Origin of the sequence: Leifsonia stereocauli, assembly GCF_038432415.1 — a bacterium.
Taxonomy (GTDB): domain Bacteria; phylum Actinomycetota; class Actinomycetes; order Actinomycetales; family Microbacteriaceae; genus Orlajensenia; species Orlajensenia stereocauli.
The window spans coordinates 531133-554515 of sequence record NZ_JBCAUN010000002.1 but is presented as its reverse complement, the minus strand read 5'-3'; the positions used below and the strand labels follow the sequence as shown (position 1 = coordinate 554515).

The 23383-nt window shown below is 67.9% G+C and carries 23 protein-coding genes; 7 read left to right on the top strand and 16 right to left on the bottom strand.

From position 1 onward, the window contains the following. Window positions 1-205 precede the first annotated feature (205 nt). The 5 genes from ccsB to AADV74_RS11485 form a co-directional block, all read right to left on the bottom strand. Window positions 206-1165 (bottom strand): c-type cytochrome biogenesis protein CcsB, encoded by a 960-nt coding sequence (gene ccsB / locus AADV74_RS11505; protein ID WP_342115170.1) that lies wholly within the window; start codon window positions 1163-1165, stop codon window positions 206-208. An 84-nt stretch (window positions 1166-1249) separates the two neighbouring features. Then, window positions 1250-3082, bottom strand: a complete 1833-nt coding sequence (gene resB / locus AADV74_RS11500; protein WP_342114163.1) for a cytochrome c biogenesis protein ResB — start codon at window positions 3080-3082, stop codon at window positions 1250-1252. 28 nt (window positions 3083-3110) lie between these two features. Next, window positions 3111-3866 carry a cytochrome c biogenesis CcdA family protein gene (locus AADV74_RS11495; protein ID WP_342114161.1) on the bottom strand — a complete coding sequence of 252 codons (756 nt, stop codon included), beginning with the start codon at window positions 3864-3866 and terminating at the stop codon, window positions 3111-3113. A gap of 1 nt (window position 3867) precedes the next feature. Then, the gene (locus AADV74_RS11490) at window positions 3868-4482 is read right to left on the bottom strand and encodes a TlpA family protein disulfide reductase (protein ID WP_342114159.1); all 615 of its coding nucleotides are present in this window, start codon (window positions 4480-4482) and stop codon (window positions 3868-3870) included. Continuing rightward, window positions 4482-5126, bottom strand: a complete 645-nt coding sequence (locus AADV74_RS11485) for a histidine phosphatase family protein (RefSeq protein WP_342114158.1) — start codon at window positions 5124-5126, stop codon at window positions 4482-4484. Before AADV74_RS11485 ends, AADV74_RS11490 begins: the two co-directional genes overlap by 1 nt. 200 nt (window positions 5127-5326) lie before the next feature. Here AADV74_RS11485 and aspS point away from each other — a divergent pair, with 200 nt between their 5' ends. Both aspS and AADV74_RS11475 read left to right on the top strand, forming a co-directional pair. After that, the gene (gene aspS / locus AADV74_RS11480) at window positions 5327-6667 is read left to right on the top strand and encodes an aspartate--tRNA(Asn) ligase (RefSeq protein WP_342114156.1); all 1341 of its coding nucleotides are present in this window, start codon (window positions 5327-5329) and stop codon (window positions 6665-6667) included. 159 nt (window positions 6668-6826) lie between these two features. Then, on the top strand, window positions 6827-7717 hold the full coding sequence (locus AADV74_RS11475) for a formylglycine-generating enzyme family protein (protein ID WP_342115168.1): 891 nt from the start codon (window positions 6827-6829) through the stop codon (window positions 7715-7717). A gap of 79 nt (window positions 7718-7796) precedes the next feature. On the opposite strand, the gene AADV74_RS11470 is transcribed toward AADV74_RS11475, so the two are convergent. From AADV74_RS11470 to AADV74_RS11445, 6 genes are all read right to left on the bottom strand, one after another. After that, entirely contained in the window at window positions 7797-8234 is a 438-nt protein-coding gene (locus AADV74_RS11470; RefSeq protein WP_342114154.1) for a DUF559 domain-containing protein, read from the bottom strand. After that, window positions 8195-8818 (bottom strand): hypothetical protein, encoded by a 624-nt coding sequence (locus AADV74_RS11465; protein WP_342114152.1) that lies wholly within the window; start codon window positions 8816-8818, stop codon window positions 8195-8197. Before AADV74_RS11465 ends, AADV74_RS11470 begins: the two co-directional genes overlap by 40 nt. A gap of 80 nt (window positions 8819-8898) precedes the next feature. Further along, window positions 8899-10545 carry a SulP family inorganic anion transporter gene (locus tag AADV74_RS11460; RefSeq protein WP_342114150.1) on the bottom strand — a complete coding sequence of 549 codons (1647 nt, stop codon included), beginning with the start codon at window positions 10543-10545 and terminating at the stop codon, window positions 8899-8901. Next, window positions 10542-11498 (bottom strand): HAD family hydrolase, encoded by a 957-nt coding sequence (locus AADV74_RS11455; RefSeq protein ID WP_342114148.1) that lies wholly within the window; start codon window positions 11496-11498, stop codon window positions 10542-10544. The genes AADV74_RS11460 and AADV74_RS11455 overlap by 4 nt, the downstream gene beginning before the upstream one ends. Window positions 11499-11500: 2 nt before the next feature. Further along, a complete protein-coding gene (locus AADV74_RS11450) occupies window positions 11501-13858 on the bottom strand; it encodes a sulfatase-like hydrolase/transferase (protein WP_342114146.1) in 2358 nt (785 codons plus the stop codon). Window positions 13859-13876: 18 nt separating this feature from the next. Then, entirely contained in the window at window positions 13877-16222 is a 2346-nt protein-coding gene (locus AADV74_RS11445) for an arylsulfatase (protein ID WP_342114144.1), read from the bottom strand. 237 nt (window positions 16223-16459) lie between these two features. Between AADV74_RS11445 and AADV74_RS11440 the strand changes: the two genes are divergently transcribed. Continuing rightward, the gene (locus AADV74_RS11440; protein ID WP_342114142.1) at window positions 16460-16840 is read left to right on the top strand and encodes an SHOCT domain-containing protein; all 381 of its coding nucleotides are present in this window, start codon (window positions 16460-16462) and stop codon (window positions 16838-16840) included. A 132-nt stretch (window positions 16841-16972) separates the two neighbouring features. Here AADV74_RS11440 and AADV74_RS11435 read toward each other — a convergent pair whose 3' ends face one another. The 4 genes from AADV74_RS11435 to AADV74_RS11420 all read right to left on the bottom strand — a co-directional run bounded on the left by AADV74_RS11435 (window position 16973) and on the right by AADV74_RS11420 (window position 18353). Next, the gene (locus AADV74_RS11435; RefSeq protein ID WP_342114140.1) at window positions 16973-17221 is read right to left on the bottom strand and encodes a glutaredoxin family protein; all 249 of its coding nucleotides are present in this window, start codon (window positions 17219-17221) and stop codon (window positions 16973-16975) included. 110 nt (window positions 17222-17331) lie between these two features. Then, entirely contained in the window at window positions 17332-17430 is a 99-nt protein-coding gene (locus AADV74_RS11430; RefSeq protein ID WP_003792170.1) for a 30S ribosomal protein bS22, read from the bottom strand. 117 nt (window positions 17431-17547) lie between these two features. After that, window positions 17548-17742 carry a helix-turn-helix domain-containing protein gene (locus AADV74_RS11425; RefSeq protein ID WP_055824388.1) on the bottom strand — a complete coding sequence of 65 codons (195 nt, stop codon included), beginning with the start codon at window positions 17740-17742 and terminating at the stop codon, window positions 17548-17550. Window positions 17743-17912: 170 nt separating this feature from the next. Further along, window positions 17913-18353 (bottom strand): ArsR/SmtB family transcription factor, encoded by a 441-nt coding sequence (locus AADV74_RS11420; protein WP_342114134.1) that lies wholly within the window; start codon window positions 18351-18353, stop codon window positions 17913-17915. Between the two features lie 90 nt (window positions 18354-18443). Here AADV74_RS11420 and AADV74_RS11415 point away from each other — a divergent pair, with 90 nt between their 5' ends. Both AADV74_RS11415 and AADV74_RS11410 read left to right on the top strand, forming a co-directional pair. After that, window positions 18444-19886 carry a TrkH family potassium uptake protein gene (locus AADV74_RS11415; RefSeq protein WP_342114133.1) on the top strand — a complete coding sequence of 481 codons (1443 nt, stop codon included), beginning with the start codon at window positions 18444-18446 and terminating at the stop codon, window positions 19884-19886. Continuing rightward, the gene (locus AADV74_RS11410) at window positions 19879-20550 is read left to right on the top strand and encodes a potassium channel family protein (RefSeq protein WP_056169435.1); all 672 of its coding nucleotides are present in this window, start codon (window positions 19879-19881) and stop codon (window positions 20548-20550) included. The genes AADV74_RS11415 and AADV74_RS11410 overlap by 8 nt, the downstream gene beginning before the upstream one ends. A 140-nt stretch (window positions 20551-20690) precedes the next feature. Here AADV74_RS11410 and proC read toward each other — a convergent pair whose 3' ends face one another. Further along, window positions 20691-21527, bottom strand: coding sequence for a pyrroline-5-carboxylate reductase (gene proC, locus AADV74_RS11405; protein WP_342114127.1), 837 nt, complete (start codon window positions 21525-21527; stop codon window positions 20691-20693). Window positions 21528-21549: 22 nt separating this feature from the next. Between proC and AADV74_RS11400 the strand changes: the two genes are divergently transcribed. Next, window positions 21550-22512, top strand: a complete 963-nt coding sequence (locus AADV74_RS11400) for a cation diffusion facilitator family transporter (protein WP_342114124.1) — start codon at window positions 21550-21552, stop codon at window positions 22510-22512. Then, complete coding sequence (locus AADV74_RS11395) at window positions 22509-23279, top strand: glutamine amidotransferase-related protein (protein ID WP_342114123.1); 771 nt, start codon at window positions 22509-22511, stop codon at window positions 23277-23279. Before AADV74_RS11400 ends, AADV74_RS11395 begins: the two co-directional genes overlap by 4 nt. Window positions 23280-23383: the final 104 nt, after the last annotated feature.

The window sequence follows — 23383 nt, the reverse complement described above, 5'->3', positions numbered from 1 at the left end:
TGGCGCGAGACGGCGCGCAGAATCCATGCAAGCGCTGTCGACCCCGAAGGAGGGGTCCGTCACGCTCGACCGCTCCGTATCCGCTCGCTGAGGCCCGGACGCAGTCCGCGGTCGAAGCGCCCTGGACTCGGCACGGCGCTCGGTGCGCTTCGGACGGTCGCTGCGCTCGGTCCTCAGCGACCGGGATAGCGGAGAACGGCGCGACTCACAGCCCCGAGTACGCGTGCAGCCCCTTGAAGAACAGGTTCACGATGGTGAAGTTGAACAGCACGGCCGAGAAGCCGATGATCGCCAGCCACGCCGAGCGCGAGCCGCGCCATCCGCGGGTCGCCCGAGCGTGGATGTAGCCGGCGTAGATGACCCAGATGATGAAGGTCCAGACTTCCTTGGTGTCCCAGCCCCAGTACCGGCCCCAGGCCTTCTCGGCCCAGATAGCGCCGGCCATGAGGGTGAAGGTCCAGAGGATGAAGCCGATGATGTTGATGCGGTAGGCGAGCGCCTCGAGCTTGGTCGACGACGGCAGCGTGGCGAGCAGTCGACGGCCGGTGGTCTTCGCGCCGACCGTGTTGCTCTCGCGGCGGAACTGCATCAGCTGCACCACGGAGAGTCCGAAGCCGAGCGCGAACAGGCCCACGGCGGTGGCCGCCACGAACACGTGGATGACCAGCCAGATCGACTGCAGTGCCGGAGGCAGGGGCGACACGGCGACGTAGAAGTTCACCGAGGCGAGGCCCAGCAGGATGAGCACGAGCCCCGTCACGAAGGTGCCGAGGAAGCGCAGGTCGACGAAGAGGTTCGCGACCAGGAACACGGCGACGATCACGAGCGTGCCGGTCATGGCGAACTCGTACATGTTGGCCCACGGAACGCGGCCGGCAGCGAGGCCGCGCAGGATGTCGGCCGAGAGGTGCAGCAGCCACGCGACGACGGTGAGGGCGACACCGACGCGCAGCGACACCGATCGCCCGTACCCGCGAGCGGCATCCGTCGCCGGAGCAGCGGGCGCGATGGTGGTGGTCGAGCCGGCGCCGCGGGCAGTCGCAGCGTTGAGGCCGGTGGATGCCGCGGCACCGCCGCTCGCACCCTCGGCGACCTCGTCGGTCGACGACGAGCGCTTCGCCAGGTCGATCGCATAGGCGATGAAGGCGATCGCGTACACGGCCATCGCCGAGTACAGCGCTATGACGGACATCTCATCGAAGTTCACGGCTCAACCCTACGCTTCACGGTATCGATCACTGACTGCTTCTCAGGCCCTGGCGTCCGGGGATCCCGGAGATGCCGGAGCATCCGGACCCTCGGCGACGACCGCGGCATCCGGAGCGAATCCGGCAGCGTGCCGGTCGGCCACGGCGGCGACGGCGGCATCCAGCCCGGGGTCGTCGCCGCGGGCGAGGCCGGCGTACTCGAAGCGCAGGGCTCCGCCGCCGGCGTCGTGCACCTTCACCCACACCCGGCGGCGCGGGATGAACAGGCTGGTCACGAGTCCGGCGAGCACCAGCAGTGCGAAGACCAGCACCCAGCCCTGCGTCGGGTCGTGGTGGATGTCGAGCGACGCGAAGCGCAGCACGGACTTCGAGTAGTCGGTGCCCGCTGTACCGGCGGCATCGCTCTCCTCGGTGACGGGAGGGGCCGCATCCCCGCTCGGGTTCGCCGCGTTCTCGAAGGTGACGGTGCCGAGGCCGTTCGGAAGCTCCTGCGTCTGCCCCGGCATGAGCTCGAGGGCCTTCGCCTCGGCCTTGCCGCCTGCGATCTCGGTCATCGAGTCGGTGTCGAGGGTGAAGACGGATGTCGGAGTGCCTGCGTCGATGCCCAGGTCGCCCTCGAACACCTGGAGCGTGAGCACCGGGTACTCGAGGTCGGGGTAGCTCGAGAAGTACGGCGGCTGCTGGGCGCCCTGCGTCGGGTAGAACAGGCCGATCATGCCGAGCTGCTCCTTCAGGCCGTCGGGGATCTTGACGACGCCGATGGAGGTGAGCTGGGCGTCCTGGGGGAGGAACGGGATGGCGTCGGTGAAGACGACGGTGCCGTCGGGGTCGCGCACGGTGATCGTCGGGGCGTAGCCGTTGCCGAGCAGGTAGATGTTGGTGCCGCCGGTGTTCAGCGGTTCATTCACCTTGATGGTCTGCTCCGAGGAGGCGCCGTCCTGCTCGGTGACCTGGACTGTCGCCGTGTAGTCGATGGGCTGCCCGAACGCCTTCTGGTTCTGCTGCTCGTAGGTCACTGCCATGTCGGTGAGCGTCAGCGAGTACGGGTCGAGGGTGTCGGGATCGAAGAAGCGACCGGGATTGAACGAGTCGAAGGCCCCGAGGGTGTTGACGAAGGTCTGGCCCTCGACGAGCACCCGCTGCCCGGCGAATCCGAAACCGCCGCCGAAGCCGACAGTCACGAGGATGCCGACGAGGGCGCTGTGGAAGACCAGGTTGCCCGTCTCGCGCAGATAGCCTCGCTCGGCGGAGATGCTCTTCTCGCCGGGCTTCTCGAAGACGGCGACCCGATACCCCGCCGACCGCAGTTGGGCGCGGGCGGCCTCGGCGGCGTCATCGAGCGACCCTTCGCCGTCGCGCTCGGTGTAGCCGGCGAGGCGGCCGAGGCGAACCGGCGTGCGCGGTGGCTGGGCGCGCAGGGCATCGAAGTGGTGCTTGGTGCGCGGGATGACGCAGCCGATGAGCGAGATGAACAGCAGGATGTAGATCGACGAGAACCACGCCGAGGTGTACACGTCGAAGGCCTGCAGCTTGTCGAGGAACGGCGCGAGGTCGGCATTGTCGCGGAAGTACTGCGTGACGCCGTTGGGGTCGCTCGAGCGCTGCGGCACCAGCGATCCGGGAACGGCGGCCACGGCGAGCAGCAGGAGCAGGAACAGCGCCGTGCGCATGCTCGTGAGCTGCCGCCAGAACCAGCGCAGCCAGCCGATGGGTCCGAGCTTGGGCTGCGTGATCTCGCCGCCGGGGCCGGAGCCGACACCGGATCCCGAGTCGGATGCTGCCTCGACGGATGCCGCAGCATCGATGTGGTCATCCGGACGGCGCAGCCGCTCCTCGGCGCCGCCGCGTCCGTCTTCGTGGGGCCCGTCGTTCATGTCCTCGCCACGAGGGCGCTCGGTGTCGTCAGAGGAAGAGGTCAAAGCCCGCCATCACCGCCTGCAGCTCGCTCATCCATGCCGTCCAGACTCCGGTCACCATGAGCACACCGACCGCGATCAGCAGCACGCCCCCGATGATGTTGATCGTGCGAATATGCCGTTTGAAGAATGCCACGGCTCCGGTCACCCAGCTGAGCCCGAGGGCGACCAGCAGGAAGGGCAGGCCGAGGCCGATGCAGTACGCGACGCCGAGGATGGCTCCGCGCCAGGCCGAGCCGGAGTCGAGGCTGAGGCTGAGCACGGCCGCGAGAGTGGGGCCGATGCAGGGCGTCCAGCCGATGCCGAACACTATGCCGAGCAGCGGTGCACCGGCGAGACCTGTTGCCGGTCTCCAGACGGGCTTCAGCTGGCGCTGCAGGAAGGTGAACTGACCGATGAAGACGAGGCCCATGATGATCACCACAACGCCCAGGATGCGGATGATGAGGTCGGAGTAGACCTTGAGCCACACGCCGAGGGCGCCGATCGTAACCGTGTAGGCGACGAACACCAGCGTGAAGCCGAGCACGAAGAGGGCGACCCCGAGCAGCAGCCTGCGGCGGTACCGGCGTTCCTCGCCGGCGTCGGCAGAGGCATCCGTGAACCCGCCGATGTACCCGAGGTACCCGGGGACCAGCGGGAGCACGCAGGGCGACAGGAACGAGATGAGGCCTGCCGCCAGCGCGATCGGAATCGCCGCGATGAGCTGGCCGCTCATCACGATGTCGCCGACGCCGCCCACCTCAGTCGCTCTCGGCGAGAGTGTCGCGCACGAGAGTCTCGAGGATGGATGTGCTCTGCAGCTGACCGAGGATGCGCGCGGCCACGCGGCCCTGCTTGTCGAGCACGAGCGTGGTGGGAACGGCGTTGGCGGGCACCTTGCCGGCGAAGGCGAGCTGCACGGCGCCGGACTCGAGATCCATGATCGACGGATACGTCACGCCGTACTTCTCGTCGAAGGCCTGGGCCTGCGCGGCCTGGTCGCGCACGTTCACGCCGATGAAGGTCGCGCCGTCGTCGCTGAACTCCTGGTTGATCGACTCGAGGTCGGCGGCCTCGGCGCGGCAGGGAGCGCATCCGGCGTACCAGAAGTTGACCACGAGCACGTCGCCGGCGTGCTCGGTGGAGTCGAACTCGCCGCCGCTCTCCGTGGTTCCGGAGAAGTCGATGGCCTCACCGCGATCCTCGATGTCGATCTCGGTGACAGTGCCGTCGCCGGCCACGTAGTTCTTGCCGCTGCCCGCCCGGTACTGGTCGGCGAGGGGATCGCTGGTGCAGGCGCCGAGCGAGACGACGGCGGCCACGGCGATGCCGATGGCAACGGACGCGCGAAGACGGGGGGCGAGACGCCGGCGCATCACACGGCTCCCACGTCGGTCGCCTCGGCGTGCAGCGGGCCGGCAGGGTCGGAGTAGGCGACCTCGACGTAGACGCCATCGCGCTTCTCGAGGCTCGTGATGGAGGACAGGTCGCAGCGACGCTTGCGCGGATCGTGCGCGAGGCGCTTGCCGGCGACTGTGTGCGCGACCATCCAGATGGGCAGCTGGTGACTCACGATGATGACGTCGCCGCCGTCGACCGAGGCATCCGCATCGACGATGCCGGCCATCATGCGCGCAGCGATGGAGGCGAACGGCTCGCCCCAGCTCGGCTTCAGCGGGTTGCGCAGGAGCACCCAACTGCGCGGGTCGCGGAGAGCACCGTCAGGGCCGGTCATGCGTCGGCCCTCGAAGTCGTTGGCCGGCTCGATGAATCGCTCGTCGAGCTGCGGCGTGAGGTCGAACGCGCGCGCGATGGGCGCAGCCGACTCCTGAGTGCGCTGCAGCGGAGAGGAGAACAGGGCACTGACGGGGCGACCGGATGCGGCCAGCTCATCGGCAGCGGCCTGGGCCATGCGCTGCCCGAGAACAGAGAGTCCGTAGCCCTCGAGCCGTCCATAGAGGACGCGCTCGGGGTTCTCCACCTCTCCATGACGGACGAGGTGGATTCGGGATGCTGCCACGCCCTCCAGTCTACGGATGCCGAAACCGCGAGTTCGCCGTGAGCGGGGGCTGACGAGGTCCATCTGCCCCGCTCGTTGAGGGCCGGACGCAGTCCGCGCCCGAAACGCATCGGACGCGCGGCCGACCCTGGTGCGCTTCGACCGCGGACTGCGTCCGGGCCTCAGCGGGCGATGGGGCGCCGACGGTAGACTTTCCCCTCGTGACTCGAGTACTCGTGAAGAACCTCTCCGCCCTCCCCGACGGCCCCGTGACGGTGTCGGGCTGGGTCGACACCGTGCGCGACCAGAAGAAGGTGCAGTTCGTCATCCTCCGCGATGAGTCCGGCGCCGTTCAGATCGTGAGCCCCGCGCTGCGCGAACTCCCCGAGGGAGCCGCGGAGGGCGATGCCGCCCGTCTCGCCACCACCGAGGCGATCTCGGCCCTGTCGCACGGCTCCTTCATCACCGTCACCGGTGAGCTCAAGAAGGACGAGCGAGTCAAGCTCGGCGGCCTCGAGGTGAAGCTCGCGAGCCTCGACGTCGTCACCGCCGCCAACCCCGAGGCTCCCATCGCCGCAGACTCCAGCCTCGACAAGCGCATGGACTGGCGCTTCCTCGACCTGCGCCAGCCCAAGCAGGCGCTGATCTTCCGCATCCAGACCACCTTCCTGCATGCCCTCCGCAGCTACTGGGTCGAGAACGACTTCGTCGAGATCCACACCCCCAAGCTCATGGCCAGCGCCTCCGAGTCCCGAGCCGAGCTGTTCGAGGTGGAGTACTTCGACGGCAAGGCCTACCTCTCGCAGAGCCCGCAGTTCTTCAAGCAGATGGCACAGCCCGCCGGCTTCGGCAAGGTCTTCGAGGTCGGCCCCGCGTTCCGCGCCGACCCCTCCTTCACGAGCCGCCACGCGACCGAGTTCACCAGCGTCGACGCCGAGGTGAGCTGGATCGACTCGCACGACGACGTCATGAAGCTGCACGAGGAGCTCATGGTCGCCGGCTTCACCGCGGTCAAGGCCAAGCACGGCGCCGAGATCCAGGAGCTGTTCGGCATCGAGATCGAGGTGCCGGCCGTTCCGTTCCCGCGCATCCCGCTCGCCGAGGCGAAGCAGATCGTCGCCGACCGCGGGTACGTCATCCCCCGTGCCGACGACGACATGGACCCGGAGGGCGAGCGCCAGATCGCGGCCCACGTCAAGGAGACCTACGGGCACGACTTCGTGTTCCTCACCGACTACGCCTCCAGCATCCGGCCGTTCTACCACATGCGCCGCGAGGGCGACGAGACCATCACGAACTCGTACGACCTCATCTACAACGGCACCGAGATCTCGACGGGCGCCCAGCGCGAGCACCGCATCGACGTGCTCGTCGAGCAGGCCAAGGACAAGGGCCTCGACCCCGAGGAGCTCGGCTTCTACCTCGACTTCTTCCGCTACGGCGTTCCCCCGCACGGCGGCTTCGGCATGGGCCTCGCGCGGGTGCTGATGCTCATGCTGGGCGAGTCGTCGATCCGCGAGACCACGTACCTGTTCCGCGGTCCGACGCGCCTGCTGCCGTAGTCTCCCAGTCGTCCGCTCGCGCAGCAGCTGCACCTGCCTCGCGCCATTTCGTGGGGCACTGCGCCAGCTGATGTGGCGCTGCGGCCCACGAAATGGCGTGCGGCGGGCCATGAGCGCTGCGTCGGGACGTAGGCTCGACGGGTGACGGAGACGACGCGCATGATCCGGATCCCCGGCGGCACCTTCACCATGGGCTCGACCTTCTATCCCGACGAGTCCCCGGTGCACCAGCGCACTGTCGCGCCGTTCGAGATCGACCGGCATCCGGTGACGAACGCCCAGTTCGCCGCGTTCGTCGACGCCACGGGTTACGTCACCGTGGCCGAGCGTCCGCTCGATCCGGCCGACTTCCCGGGCGTCGACCCGGCCGATCTCGTTCCCGGTGGCCTGGTCTTCCGGCCGACGCCGGGTCCCGTGGACCTGCGCGACTGGCGTCAGTGGTGGACATGGGGAGCCGGCGCGAGCTGGCGGCATCCGTTCGGCCCGGAATCGTCGATCGACGACAGACTCGACCACCCCGTCGTGCAGGTGAGCTTCGAGGACGCCTCGACGTACGCGGCCTGGGCCGCCAAGCGCCTGCCCACCGAGGCGGAATGGGAGTTCGCCGCCCGCGGAGGTCTCGACGGCGCGCTCTACACCTGGGGTGATGCTCCGGATGCCGCCGGCGATCTGGGCGGCAACCATTGGCAGGGCTCCTTCCCCTATCGCAACACCGGGGCGAACGGCTGGGTCGGCACATCGCCGGTCGGCACCTTCCCGCCCAACGGCTACGGCCTGGTCGATTGCGCCGGCAACGTGTGGGAGTGGACGATCGACTTCTACACCGAGCGCCACATCGTGCCGGGGTCGGAGTTCGCCGAGGCGGGCGCTCGTCCCAATCTGCTCGCCGCCGCGAGCGCCGAGCCGGGATCCCGGATTCCGCGCCGCGCCCTCAAGGGCGGCTCGCACCTGTGCGCCCCCGAGTACTGCCTGCGCTACCGCCCGGCGGCCCGCTCGCCGCAGGCCGACGATTCAGCGACGACGCACATCGGGTTCCGCTGCGCGCGATGACGGCCCGGCCCGGCCCCGCCCGGCGCCGCGTCGAAGTGACGCAAACCGACGCTCGTGGCGCCACGAAGGTCGATTCGCGTCACCTCGACGCACCGGAGGTACGGTCGGCGGGTTCGTCCGGGGTCCAGCCGCGCGCGATCAGCGCCGCTCGGACGCGCTCGAGCACCCTCTGGCGACGGATGCCGCGGTGCGTCTTGTTGACCCGGAACACGCGCCATCCCTCCTCCGCCACGTCGTCGAGGCGATCGACGTCGCGGTGATACTGCCGCGCGTCGGATCGATGCTGCTCGCCGTCGTACTCGACCAGCACGCGGTACCGCCGGAACACCAGGTCGCCGATCGCGATCTGACGCCCGTCTGTCGCGCGGATGATCCCGTTCACCTCGGGCTCGGGCAGACCGAGCTCCACGAGGTCGAGTCGCAGCTCCGTCTCGGGTGCGGAATCCGTTCCGGCTCGCACGGCCAGCAGCGCCGCCTTCAGCGTCCTGCAGCCGCGCCGGCGTCGGTAGCGCTGCACCCGACACACATCGCCTCGATGTCGGACAGCGGATGGTGACGCCGCAGGAGTCCGTCACCCGCCACGATGAGCTCCCTCTCGGACAGCAGTGGCGCGAGCTGGCACCAGGCGTCGACCGGAGAGACGATCGGGGTACCGCGCCAGATCACGACCTCGACCGACGCCGACGCCGACGCCGACGACAGGCGGTGGCCGCGCACGCCACGGGATCGAGGCAGCGCCGGAGCATCGATGGAGGCGACGTCGAGCGGTCCGCTCTCCAGCCGGGCCGGCAACGGCAGCCCGTACAGGAGCGCCGCGGTGACGTGACTGAAGACCTGGGCCGGCGGGATCCGGAGCTGATAGGCCCGACACCTCTCGGTCAGCGTGAGGGGCACGGATGCCGGGGTGCGCACTCCGTGGAACGGCAGTTGCAGGTCGGGGCCGCGCAGCCGGCCCTCCCCGAGACCGGCCCGTCGGGCATCGCTCGTACGGAAGGATGTCGAGGCGAGGTGAACGGGCAGCGGTATCCGGGCGGGCATCCCCTCAGCGCGGCCCCGGCCGACGCCCCGCAACCTCGACCGCGTGACGTTGTGGACACCCATCCGGTCATCCCCTGCCGTCGAGGTGACGCAAACAGACCCTCCCTCGAGCGAGAGGGTCGATTCGCGTCATCTCGACGCCGTCAGGAGCGGGGCGGCGGCGGCGCCGGCGTGCCCGCGACCGCCTCCTCGACCGTCGCGAACGATCGTCCAGACGCGAGCACCCCGCGATACCACTCGGTGCGGAGGGCGATCTCGGCGGCAGACGCCGGCACCCCGGCCAGCCGCAGCTGCACGCCGGTCTCGGCCAGTTCGCGGTCGAGATCCTCGAGCGCATCGAGCACGGTGACCGAGGTCTCCCGCATCCGTGTCACATCGAGTACGACGGATGCCACGGGCCTGGCCGCGTCGACGGCATCGAGCACCGCAAGCTCGGTCTCGAGCACGTTGGCCGTGTACATCGGGTTGCCCACGGTGATCACGAGCACGTCTCCGACGCGCTCGGCCGCGGCCACCCGCACCTTGTTGAGCGCGTGCAGCACCACGGCGAGCGTCACGACGACACCGACGGCCACGGCAGCGAGCAGCCCCGCGACGAGGCCGACGACAGCCGTCGAGAGCGCGATCCAGAAGTCGCGGGGGTTGATGCGTGCCAGCCGGACGAGCGCCCGAACGTCGATCAGGCCGATCACGGCGACGATCACCATGGACGCCAGGGTGGCCTGTGGCAGCAGGCTGAGCACGGGCCCGAGGAACAGCGCCACGATCACCGCCAGCACAACGGTCACGAGAGATGACACCTGCGAGCGCGCGCCGGCGCCCTGGTTCACGGCGCTCTGCGAGAATCCCCCGGCTGCGGGCATCGACTGGAAGAACGACCCTGCGACGCTCGCAGCAGCCGTGGCGAGGAGTTCCTGGTTGCTCTGGATCTGCGTCTCGCCGGCTCGACGGATGCCACGGGCCACCGCGGCCGACTCCAGGAACGCCATCACCGCGATGGCGAGGGCTCCGGGCAGCAGCGCGCCGACGTTCTCGAACGACGGCAGCACCAGCGTCGGGAGCCCGGCCGGCACCTCGGCGATGAGTTCGACGCCTGCGTCAGCCACGTTGGTGAGGGCGACCAACAGGATGCCGCCGATCACGACGACCAGCGGGCCCGGCACCCTCGGGACGAAGCGCTTGAGGATGAGCAGCACGGTGATCGAGACCGCCGACAAGAGGATGGTCGGCACGTTCGCCCCGGGCAGGGCCTCGACGACGGCGACCAGCGAGCGGACGAATCCGTGCCCCGAGTAGTTCGACGTCTCCCCCAGCAGCTTCGGCAGCTGCCCGACGGCGACTGTCGCGCCCACGCCCACCTGGATGCCGATGATCGTCGGCTTGTTGATCGCCTCCACGAGCGACCCCAGCTTGAACAGGCGGGCGAGCAGCAGCAGCACGCCCACCAGCAGAGTGAGGGTCATGAGGTCGCGCGATGGCTCGTCCGAGGCGACGGCCACGCCGGCAGACACCAACGTGGTCGCTGTGAGCGTCGCGATGGTCGAGGTCGTCGACACGCTCATCGCGCGGGATCCGCCGAGCATCGCATAGACGAGCATCGGCACCATGCAGGTGTAGAGGCCCACCTGCACCGGCAGGTTCGCGATGGTCGCGTACGCCATCGCCTGCGGCACCACGACAGCGCCGGCGCTGAGCCCGGCGATCACATCGTTCAGCAGGAACGAGGCCCTGTAGCCGACGAGGGTCGGCAGCCACCACCGACGCAGCGACGAGGTGGCGGCAGTCGTCACGCGCCCGCCTCGGGCTCGGCGGCATCCGGGAACACGACCGACCAGTCGCGCTTCACGCTGACTACCGTGATTCCGGATGCCGCATCGGACGCGGCATCCAGCGCATCCTCCGCGCCCTTGTCGTATGGCGTGTCGCCGCGACCGGAGTCGTCGTCGTGGTGCACGAGCAGCGAGAGGCTGCTGGCACTGCCGTTCGTGTAGCGCAGCATCGGGAGGTCGCCGTTGGAGTTGCCTGCGGCGAGGATCGGGCGGCGCCCGATGCGGGTCCAGATGCGCACGGGCTTGATCGGGCCGTCGTCGAGGAAGTCGAAGCTCGTGCCGTACCGCACCGCGTTCGACTCCGCGTCGTAGACCAGACCCACGGCGGAGCCGATCACGCGTTCCGGCGGAATGCCGTAGTAATCGACCGTCATCGGCCGCATGAAGTCGCGGTCGCCGCCCGAGACGATGTAGCAGGTGAAGCCGTTCGCCTCGAGGTACTTCAGCAGCTCGACCATGGGCTCGTAGACCACGCCAGAGTAGGTGCGCTCCAGCACGGGGTGCAGGGCATCGCGGTAGAAATCGGCGACGGATGCCGCGTAGTCCTCGACGCTCTCGTTCGCGGTCGCGGCGATGATCGCCCCGACGATGGCGTGCAGGTCGGAGTCGTCCCCGGCGTAGTGCTTGTCGACCGCGGCGCCGAGCCAGCCGAGCTCGCCGTTGGCGACAGCCGCATACGGCTGCTTCGAGGCGAGCGACGGGTCGGCCTCGGCCGCGGCTCCCCATCGCTGCACGAGGTAGTGCAGCTGGGTCGGCATCGGCTTCTCGGTCCAGAGCGTGCCGTCGTTGTCGAAGACGGCGATGCGCTCCTCGACGGGAACGGCGTCCGGCCCGTCAGCGGTCACCCGCTCGACGAAGTCGATGATCGTCGAGCGGGTCGCGGTGTCGCGCCACGAGGGGAGGATCTCGCTCATGCCTACTGCTTCAGCATCGCGACGTGCAGCTTGTGCTCGTCGTCGATCAGGTGCGAGTGGTCGTCGTCGCCGAGGTCGATCTGCACCCAGTCGAGGGTTCCGGTGAACTCGTTGCCCTTCGCCGTGTAGTCGGTCGACACCGGCGAAGCGAGGTCGACTCCGACATCCGTCGTCTCGTCGAAGGTGAACTGGAACGGGATGGTCTTCTCCACCCGGCCCTGGCCGATCTGGTCGCCATCGGCGAACAGGGTGACGGTTCCCCCCTTGCCGAGACCCCCGCCGTCGTAGGCGAAGTGCGCGCGCAACTCGGTGGCGCCGGCTGGCACGGCCGCGTCGGAGCGCACGATGTCCAGCTGGATGCCGAGCAGGTTGTAGGCGAAGGCCAGCTTGCCGTCGACGCCGTAGAACGACCAACCGCCGTATGCGCCACCCTGGGCGATGACGACGCCGTCGGCGCCGCCGTCGGGGACCTCGACCTTGGCGGTCACGGTGAACGACTTGTTCTTGATGTTGATCGACGAGTTCTCGCTCAGGCGGCGCATGCCGCGGTACAGCTTCTGGCTCTGTGCGGTGATGAGCGCGGGCCGACCGGCGAGGTCGGGATTGAAGCGCTCTGCGGTCCGGATGTCTAGGGGCAGCACGTTGAAACGGGCGGCCTGGATGAGGAACAGCTGCTGCAGGTGCGCGAGCTTCTCGGGCTCCTGAGCGGCGAGGTCGTTGGACTGGGTCCAGTCCTCCTCCACGTTGTAGAGCTCCCAGACGTCTTCGTCGAGTCCGTGGCTCGACCCCAGCCACGGGTCCTTGTGCTTCGCGACGGCGGTCCAGCCCTTATGGAAGATGGCGCGGTTCCCGACCATCTCGAAGTACTGGGTGGTGTGACGCTCGTCGGCCTCGGCATCCGCGAAGGTGTAGTTCATCGGCGTGCCCTCGTATGGTCGCTGCGTCACGCCGTTCACCGTCGACGGCTCGGGGATCCCAGCCGCCTCGAGAACCGTCGGCGCCACGTCGATGACGTGACTGAACTGGTTCCGGATGCCGCCCTTCTCCACGCCGCCGTTCGGCCAGCTCACGATCGTGCCGTTGCGGGTTCCGCCCCAGTGCGATGCGACCTGCTTGGTCCACTGGTACGGGGTGTCCATGGCGTGCGCCCAGCCCACGGCGTAGTGGTTGTACGAGCTCGGCTTGCCCAGGTCGTCGATGTGCGCGGCGACGTACTCCTCGCTCTCGATCTCGTTCATGTGGTTGATGGTGAAGCCCTCGTTGGTCGTACCGTGCATCGACCCCTCGGCGGAGGCGCCGTTGTCGCCGATGATCACGTAGACGAGAGTGTCGTCGAGGATGCCGAGCTCCTCGTAGGCGTCGAGCAACTTGCCGACGTAGTGGTCGGCGTAGGCGAGGAAGCCGGCGTAGACCTCCATCTGGCGGGCGAGTGCCGGCTTGATGACGTCACTCATCTCATCCCATGACGGGATGCCGGGGCTGCGCTCGGTGAGCACGGAGTCCGGAGCGATGACTCCGAGTTCGAGCTGGCGGGCGAAGGTCTCCTTGCGCACCTCGTCCCAGCCCTGGTCGAACTGACCCGTGTACTTGTCGGCCCACTCCGTAGGCACGTGGTGCGGAGCGTGCGTCGCACCGGGCGCGAAGTAGGTGAAGAAAGGCTTGTCGGGAGCGAGCGACTTCTGCTGGCGGGTCCAGTCGATGGCCTTCTCGGTCATGTCGGCCATGAAGTGATAGCCCTCTTCCGGCGTTCCCCACGGCTCGACCGGCGAGGTCCCCTCGTAGATCGCGGGATACCACTGGTTGGTCTCACCACCGAGGAAGCCGTAGAAGTACTCGAAGCCGTTACCGGGCGACGGCCAGTGGTCGAACGGGCCGGTCGCGCTCGCCTCCCACACGGGAACCTCGTGACACTTGCCGAACTGCGAGGTGTTGTAGCCGTTGAGCTTCAGCGTCTCGGCGAGGGGCGCGCAGTTGTTCGGTCGCACGCTGCTGTAGCCGGGAGCGCTGGTCGCGATCTCGGTGATGCCACCCATGCCCACTGTGTGGTGGTTGCGGCCCGACAGCAGGGCGGCGCGGGTCGGCGAGCACAGAGCCGTGGTGTGGAAGCGGGTGTACTTGAGGCCAGCGGCAGCCACACGCTCGAAGTTCGGCGTCTGGACGGGACCGCCGAAGGCGCTCGAGGCACCGAACCCGGTGTCGTCGATGAGCACGACGAGCACGTTCGGCGCTCCGGCCGGCGGACGGATCGGCTGGATCGGCGGGTAGTGGGTGTCGGGATCCGTCGCGTCGTAGGTCACGGTTCCCGTGTAGGCCAGATCGGGGATGGGCAGGGCGCTGCGCTGGACGTCGTCGTTCGTCATGTCTTCTGGGATTCCTCGTCAGTCTCGTGCCAATGCCGCGGCCAGGTGCGCCTCGACGTCCACATACAGGTCGTCGCCGATGTCGAAGACCACCTTCTTGATCTCGCCGCCGGTGAACTCGAAGCGCGACCCCGAGTACTCGCTCGACACGGAGTCTCCGCTGTCATAGCCGATGCACAGTCCCTCGCCACAGAGCGAGAAGTGGCCCATCACCGTGCGGATCTCCTGCTCGGCGACCTGCTCGTCGTCGATGTGGAGCTTCAGCGGGCCGACCCCCTCGCGGAACTCGCCCATCCTCTCCTTCGTGAACTCCACGCCGATGACGTGCTTCCCCGGTGCCGGCAGCGGAGCCACGATGTGGTCCTCCGGCGGGATGCCCAGGAAGTTGTACGCGTAGACGACCTGGCCGTCCTTGACGAACAGCGAATGGCCGCCGAAGCGCGACCCGGCCGCGAAGATCACACCCTCGGTGTCGGCCGTGATCTCGACCTCGGCGAGGATCTTGTACGACACGTTGTGCACGTTGGCCGCCGAACGCTCGGGAACCTCTGTCGTTCCGGGGTAGTAGGTGTACTGGCCGCTGGGCGGGACAGGCACCTTGAACTCCATGGTGAGGAAGGTCTCGAAGTCCTTCGGGTTGCCGATGATCTGGAGGTCGTTCAGCGGCAGCACCTTATTCGCCTTCGCCTCGCTCAGCCAGAGCGCCTTCAGCTCCTCGACCTTGTCGGGGTGCTCGGCGGTTAGGTCGTGCGCCTCGGACCGATCGACATCCGTGTGATAGAGGTGCCACGTGTCGTTCTCGAAGCTGCTCATGCCGGCCATGGGGCCGTGCTCGGTGACTGCCTTCCAGCCCTTGTGCCAGATGCCGCGGGAACCGAGCATCTCGTAGTACTGGGTCTCCTTCTGCGTCGGGCCGTCGGCTGGAGCGTCGAAGGAGTAGCGCATCGAGACGCCGTCGAGAGGGGTCTGTTCGGCTCCGGCGTATGTCGTCGGCATCTCGACACCGCAGACGTCGAGGATGGTCGCGACGATGTCGGTGGAGTGGTGGTACTGGTTGCGCACCTCGCCCTTCGACCTGATGCCGGCTGGCCAGTGGATGACCATCGGATCGCAGACACCGCCCTGGTAGGTGTAGCGCTTGAACATCTTGTACGGGGCCGAGAACGCCATCGCCCACCCGGTCGGGTAGTGGTTGTAGGTGTCCGGGCTTCCGAGCTTGTCGACCATGGTGAGGTTCTGCGCCTCGTCGTCGGGATAGCCGCCGAAGATCTTGCCCTCGTTGACGGATCCGTTCGGGCTTCCCTCGCCGGATGCCCCGTTGTCGGCGCAGTAGATGACGATGGTGTTCTCGAGTTGGCCGGACTCCTCGAGGTAGTCGATGATCCGGCCGACCTGGGCATCCGTGTACTCCGAGAAACCGGCGAACACCTCAGCCATCCGGGAGAACATGGCTTTCTCCTCGGCGTCGAGCTCGGCCCACGGCCGCACCTCGTCGGTCTGGGTGAAGGTGCCGTCGGGCATCGGGTTGATGTCGCCGAACGTCGTGCCCTCCGGCAGCAGTCCGCGTTCGATCATGCGCGGCACCACCCAGTCGCGGTAGGCCTCGTAGCCGTCATCGAAGGCGCCCTTGTACTTCGCGATGTACTCCTCGGGCGCGTGGTGCGGTGCGTGGTTGGCCCCGGGGCAGAACCACATGTACCAGGGCTTGTCCGGCTCCGTCTGCTTGGAGTCGCGGATCATCTTGAGCGCCTGGTCTGCCAGGTCCTTCGACAGGTGGTAGCCGTCCTCGGGGAGGTAGGGCTGGTCGATGTAGTGGTTGTCCTCAGCGAGCGAGGGGTACCAGTTGTTGGTCTCGCCGCCGATGAAGCCGTAGAAGCGGTCGTAGCCCTGGGCGAGCGGCCAGTTCTTCTTCGATGCTCCTGCCGTCCACTCGTCGATGGGCACGTTGTGGTTCTTTCCCACCCAGTACGTGGACCAGCCGGCGTCTCGCAGGATGTTCGCCATCGTGGCGTTCTCCGGCGGGATGTGGGAGTTGTAGCCCGGGAAGCCCGTCGACGACTCGGAGATCGTCGCGAAGCCGTTGGAATGGTGGTTGCGGCCTGTCAGGAACGTCGACCGCGTCGGCGAGCACAGCGCTGTCGTGTGCCACTGCGAGTAGGTGAGGCCGTCTGCGGCGAGTCGGTCCATGGTGGGCATGTTGATGCGTCCGCCGTAGGGTGACCACGCTGCCTGTCCGGTGTCGTCGTAGAGCACGACGAGCACGTTGGGAGCTCCGGCCGGCGCCTTGTCGGAGAGGAACGCGTCCCAGTCCGCCGTCGAGTCCCGAACGTCGAGCTTGATCTCGCCCCTGAATTCCCTGACCATGCTGTCTTCTCCCCATCGGCCCGCGACAGAGAGCGAGCGTCCTTCGACACTATTGCCCGGTCGGCGGCTTGAACAGAGACACCCGCCAACCGCACGGGAAGTTCATATCGCGCCCCTCCCCGCGCCACGCACATGAGGTGAATGCTGAACTCTTTTCACTTGCGCTACATTGATGGCGACTACTGGCACCGGGATGGTCGCCGGTAACACCTGAACATTTACGGGAAAGGTCTCCTCATGTGGGGTAACTTCTGGGACATCATCTGGCTCTTCTTCTGGAGCTTCGCCTTCATCGCCTACCTGATGGCGCTCTTCGCGATCATCGGCGACCTGTTCCGCGACCACAAGCTCAGCGGCTGGTGGAAGGCCGTCTGGATCATCTTCCTGCTGTTCGTGCCGTTCCTGACGGCCCTCGTCTACCTGATCGCTCGCGGCCAGGGCATGGCGGAGCGCCAGCTCAAGGACGTCAAGGCAGCACAGGCAGCCAACGACGCCTACATCAAGCAGGTCGCCGGCTCCAGCGCCGCTGACGAGATCGCCAAGGCGAAGGCCCTGCACACGGCAGGCAGCATCACCGACGCCGAGTACGAGGCCCTCAAGGCCAAGGCGCTCGCGTAAGCGACAGCAACACCCTGAGAGGGCGATCGGCGCGCGGGCGCCGGTCGCCCTTTTCTGCTTCCCACCCGCTCGCTGAGGGCCGAGCGAAGCGACCGCCCGAAGCGCGCTTCGGCCGCGCGCTGCGCGCGGGTCTCAGCGGGCCGGTGTCGTCAGTGCCGCCCGCAACCGCTCGGCGTCAACACGCCAGTACGTGTGCACTGCCCCGTCGATGAGCAGCACCGGGATCTCCTCGGCGTAGCGGTCGCGCAGCGCATCGTCGTCGAGGATCGACAGCTCGTCGAGGGCGGCATCCGGGAACTCGGTCAACACCGTGGAGACCACCGCGCGGGCGTCGTCGCACAGGTGGCAGCCGGGCTTGCCGATGAGGGTGAGAGTGGTCACCTGTCCAGCCTAGACAGCTGCCGGATGCGGTCCGCCGGTGTCGCCGTCAGAATGCAGAAAGCGCCCGACCATGACGGTCGAGCGCTCGTGCAAGTAGAAGTCGAAAGACTCTACTTCTTGTTGCGACGCTGGTGGCGAGTCTTGCGAAGCAGCTTGCGGTGCTTCTTCTTCGCCATGCGCTTGCGACGCTTCTTGATTACAGAACCCACGCGAACCTCACACGAATCGGGGGCGACCGGCGGATGCTCGGCCACACGAAGTGCCCAGTCTACCGGATGGAACGGCTTCGTGGCGCCACGGGATGCGGTTGGGCACGACGGCGGAGATCAGGCCGTGTCGGCGACGTGGTTCTCGACGGCTGCAGCGACGGCCGATTCCGGCACCCGGAAGGAGCGACCGAAGCGGATGGCGGGCAGCTCGCCGGCGTGCACGAGGCGGTACACGGTCATCTTCGAGACGCGCATCATCTCGGCCACCTCGGCGACGGTGAGGAAACGCACGTCTGAGAGATCGCTCGTCATGGTGGTGGGCCTTCGCTCGGGACCGTCCTGGTCGCTATCACACTCGAGTGAACCGTTGTGACTGGAGTGTTTAACGAGACTCTAGAACTCCGGGCGCGCGGCGTCCAGTGGTGATCCGCCACCAGTACAGGGGAGACGGATGCTGCAATCGGCGGCGGAGCCCGACCGGGCTACTTGCGCCAGGACTTCGGCCGAACGTCCTTCACGGCGCTGCTGACCTGGTGCGACGCATCCGCGACGGCCTTGCCGATGGCGGCGGCGAAGGCCTTCTGCTCCTCCTTGAGTCCCTCGGCGATGGCAGCCTCCTCGGCGACGGCTGCCTCGAAGTCGACACTGAGGAACGGGATGAGCCAGTCCTCGATCTCTTCGAGGGGCGCGTAGACCAGGTGGTAGTAGCGGTGCTGCCCCTCTTCGCGCACGCTCACGAGTCCGGCTTCGCGCAACACCTTGAGGTGCTTCGAGACCGTCGGCTGGCTGAGACCCAGCTCGGCGACGATGGCCGAAACGCTGATCTCGCTCGGACGCGTCGAGCCCTCGGTGTGGTGCGCGAGCAGGGTGCCGAGGATGTCACGTCTGGTGGCATCCGCCACAACGTCGAAGATGTCCGCCATGGTGCAAGGTTAGTCAGTCCGACCGGGGAGTACCATGACATTTCGAACCGCCGTCGGAACAATCGGCTTCACAGGGAATGAGGGGTCGTGATGCAGCGCAGTCTGGCGGCTCGCGGCTTCGTCACCCCGTCGAGATCGTGGGGCGGGCGCGTCCGCGACGGCGTCGACTTCCTCGCCAGGCACTCCCCGGCCAGGTTCGCGATCCTCATCTTCTCGGCGCTCATCCTGCTGTGGACGTTCATGCTCTCGCTGCCCATAGCGAGCCAGAGCAGGTCGATGACGCCCCTGGCCGACGCCCTGTTCACGGCCGTGTCCGTCATCTGCGTGACCGGACTGTCAACGGTCGACATGGCCACGCACTGGTCGGGTTTCGGCAACGCCATCATCTTCATCGGCGTCAACATCGGCGGTGTCGGCGTGTTGACGCTCGCCTCCATCCTCGGCCTCGTGGTCTCCCGGCGCATCAGCCTGCGCACCCGCCTCATGGCCGCGAGCGACAGCAACCCGTCGCGCATCCACGTCGGTCCGGTGAACGAGGGCCAGGCCGTGCGTCTCGGCGAGGTCGGAAGCCTGCTCGCCACCGTGGCCATCAGCGCCCTCGCCATCGAGGTGGTCACGGCCATCGTGCTGTTCCCGCGGGTCCTCGCCGCCGGCTACGACCTCGGGCACTCGATCTGGTACAGCGTCTACTACGCCGCCATGGCGTTCACGAACACGGGGTTCATCCCGAATCCGGAGGGCATCGCGCCGTTCGAGCACGACTACATCTTCCTGGGCGGGTTGATGTTCGGCGTGGTGCTCGGCGCGATCGGATTCCCGGTCATCTACGCGCTCGTCAAGCTGTGGCGTAATCCGCGCAAGTGGACCGTGCACGTGAAGCTCACCCTCTTCACCTTCGCGGTCCTGCTCGTCGCCGGCACCGCGCTCTTCATCTGGCTGGAATTCGACAACCCGAAGACCTTCGGAGGCCTGAACGCCTTCGATACGGTGTTCCAGTCCTTCTTCATGTCGGTCATGACCCGCTCGGGCGGTTTCTCCACCATCGACATCGCCGACCTGCACGGGTCGAGCCTGCTCGTGGCCGACATGCTCATGTTCATCGGCGGCGGCTCGGCGTCGACCGCCGGTGGCATCAAGGTGACCACGCTCGCCGTGCTGTTCCTCGCGGCCTTCGCCGAGGCCCGCGGACGCGACGCGATGGAGGCCTTCGGCCGCCGCATCCCGCGCGACATCCTGCGCCTCGCCGTCAGCGTCGTGCTCTGGGGAGCCACCACCGTGGCGGTCTCGAGCATCCTGCTGCTGCACATCACCAAGGCGTCGCTCGACATCGTGCTGTTCGACGTGATCTCGGCGTTCGCCACCTGCGGCCTGTCGACAGGCCTGACGCAGGACCTGCCGACGGCCGGCGTCTACGTGTTGTCGGCCACCATGTTCATGGGTCGCGTTGGTACAGTGACTCTCGCCGCGGCGCTGGCCGCCAGCCAGTCGCGACAGCTGTTCAAGCGTCCTGAAGAGAGGCCCATCGTTGGTTGATCGCATCAAGCACGACGCCCCGGTCCTCGTGATCGGCCTCGGTCGGTTCGGAGCGGCGACGGCCGGTCAGCTCGACCGCCTCGGCCGCGAGGTGCTCGCCGTCGACGACAACGAGCTGCTCGTTCAGAAGTGGTCGGAGCGGGTGACCCACGCGGTGCAGGCCGACGCGAAGTCCATCGACGCCCTGCGCCAGATCGGCGCCCAGGACTTCTCCATCGCCGTGTGCGCCGTCGGTTCCAGCGTCGAGGCATCCGTGCTCATCACCGCGAACCTCGTCGACCTGAAGATCCCGCAGATCTGGGCGAAGGCCATCTCGACCTCGCACGGCAAGATCCTCGAGCGCATCGGCGCCAACCACGTGATCTATCCCGAGCGCGAGGCCGGCGAGCGCACGGCCCACCTCGTGAGCGGACGGATGCTGGACTTCATCGAGTTCGACGACGATTTCGCCCTCGTGAAGATGTATCCGCCGAAGCCCATCCGCGGCCTGTCCCTGCAGGACTCCGGCGTCCGCTCGAAGTACCGCATCACCGTCGTGGGCGTGAAGAGCCCAGGCAAGCCGTTCACCTATGCGACCGAGCAGACCGTCGTCTCCGACCACGACCTCATCATCGTCTCGGGCACCGAGGCCGACATCGAGCGCTTCGCGGCCCTCGGCGGCTAGGTCCCCGCGCCCGCACTCAGCCTCCGTTCGTTGAGGGCCGGGCGAAGCCCGCGCCCGAAACGCATCGGCATGCTGAGCGACGCTTCGACCGCGGACTGCGTCCGGGCCTCAGCGAGCGGAAGTTGCGAGCGGAGGCAGGTCTAACCCGCCGCGAGCTCCCTCGCCCGGGCGAGGGCGGCATCCGTCGCCTCATCGAAGATCTGCTTGAGCCCGGCGCCCTCGAGCACGGCGACGGCCCGCTCGGTCGTGCCCTTCGGACTCGTCACCCGACGGCGCAGCTCGGTCGGGTCGACGTCCGACGAGGCCAGCAGCTCGCTCGCCCCACGGAAAGTCCCCTCCACCATGGTGCGGGCCTGCTCGATCGTGAACCCCTTGTCGACCGCCGCGGCCGTGAGCTGCTCGATGAGGTAGAACACGTACGCGGGGCCGGAGCCCGAGATGGTCGAGAGGGCGTCGATCTGCTCCTCGGGAACCACCAGCACCTCGCCGACGGTCTCGAAGAGCGCCACGGCGAGATCGAGGTCCTCGTCGGTCGAGCGCGTGCCTGCCGCAACGCCGGTCACGGCCCGACCCACGACTGCCGGGGTGTTGGGCATCGAGCGGATCACGGAGACGGATGCCGGCAGCAGCGACTCGAAGGTCGCGATCGTCACGCCGGCCGCGACGCTCACGACGACGGTTCCCGGATCGAGCACGTCGGCGATCTCGCGCAGCAGGTCGGGCACCATGACGGGCTTCACCGCCACGACGACGAGCTTGGCGCCGCGCACGGCGGCGCGGTTCGCGTCGGCATCCGTCTCGGTGGCCGCCGCGCTGACCCCGTCGAGGGCGTCGAGCTCCGCGGCCTTCTCGGCCGAGCGATTCGTGGCACGGATGCCGCCGGCCACGCTCACCTCCGGCTGCAGCAGGCCGCTGATGATGGATCGGGCCATGGATCCGGCACCGAGGAACGCGATCGAGGGGAGTTCTGTGCTCACCCGACCATCCTAGGATTGCGGTATGAGCGCATCCGGCGGCAACAAGGCGATCCTCGCGGCACTGCTCGCGAACCTGGGCATCGCCATCACCAAGTTCATCGCCTGGTTCTTCTCGGGATCGTCGTCGATGCTCGCCGAGGGCGTGCACTCGCTCGCCGACACCGGCAACCAGGTGCTGCTGCTGCTCGGCGGCCGCAAGGCTCGCAAGCGCGCCGACCTCTCGCACCCGTTCGGCTACGGCCGCGAGCGCTACGTCTATGCCTTCGTCGTGTCGATCATCCTGTTCTCGGTCGGTGGCGTCTTCAGCGTCTATGAGGGCTACGAGAAGCTGCAGAATCCGCACCCCCTCGACAACTGGTGGCTGCCGATCCTCGTGCTCGTGATCGCGATGATCCTGGAGTCGTTCTCGTTGCGCACTGCCGTGCGCGAGTCCCGCCCGCACAAGGGCAAGGAGAGCTGGGTGGCGTTCGTCAGGCACGCGAAGGCCCCCGAGCTCCCCGTCGTCCTGCTCGAGGACGTCGCAGCCCTCACCGGACTCTTCTTCGCCTTCATCGGCGTCGGGCTCACGGCTCTCACGGGCAACGGAGTCTGGGACGCCATCGGCACCCTGGCGATCGGCGCGCTCCTCATCCTCGTGGCCGTCGTCCTGGGCATCGAGACCAAGAGCCTGCTCGTGGGCGAAGGCGCCAACCTGGCCGACTCCGCCGCCATCGAAGACGCCATCCTGGCCGGCGGCGAGACCGACCGAATCATCCACATGAAGACGCTCTACCTCGGCCCCGATGAGATCCTCGTGGGGGCGAAGATCGCCATCGACGGCGACCAGCGCTTCGCCGAGGTCGCCGCCGGCATCGACGCCATCGAGAAGCGCATCCGCGCGGCCGTGCCCGCCGCACGCACGGTCTACCTCGAGCCCGACGTCTACCACCCCAGCACCGACCCGGCTCCGCCCACCGACGCCATCGTCTTCAAGGGTCTGGAGTGACGGGCGCCACGCCGAGCTCCGCTCGCACCACCCGCACGGCCGTCGTCCTCCGGCACGATGCCGGCATCGGGCTCGGGAACCTCGGTCCCGTGCTCGTCGAGCACGGCTACGAGGTGCAGATCGTCGACACCCCCGCCGCCGACCTGAACGCCATCGATCCCGCCGCCGCCGACCTCGTCGTCGTGCTCGGCGGAGACGAGGGTGCCTACGAGGGCGCGCTGCATCCGTTCATCGATGCCGAGATCACTCTGCTGAGGAAGCGCATCGCGGCCGAGCGCCCCATCTTCGGCGTCTGCCTCGGAGCCCAGCTGCTGGCCGAGTCCCTCGGCGGCTCGGCCTACAAGGGCCCGACGACCGAGGTCGGCTATCTCGAGGTCGTGCCGACGGATGCCGGAGACTCATCTCCCGTTCGCCACTTCCGCGGCGTTCCCGTCGTGCAGTGGCACGGCGACACCTACGACCTGCCCGAGGGCATCACGACCCTCGCAACGTCGGGTCAGTACTCCAACCAGGCCTTCGCCATCGACGAGTGGCTGCTCGCCGTGCAGTTCCACCCCGAGGTCACGGCCGAGATGCACGAGGACTGGCTGCAGCGCTGGGGTGCCGAGTTGCCCGACCACGGGCTCACGGCCGACGGGCTGCGGGCGGATCGAGCGCGCTACTCGGATGCCATGCAGCGTGCGTCGCGGGCGCTGCTGGGCGAGTACCTGGACGGGATCGCGCTCGCTGAGGCAGGCGCGCAGTCCACACACGCTTCCGCTCGCTGAGGACCGAGCGAAGCGACCGTCCGACGTCCCGCTCGCTGAGGACCGAGCGAAGCGACCGTCCGAAGCGTTGTCGGCGCGGCTTCCGGCGCTTCGACCGCGGACTT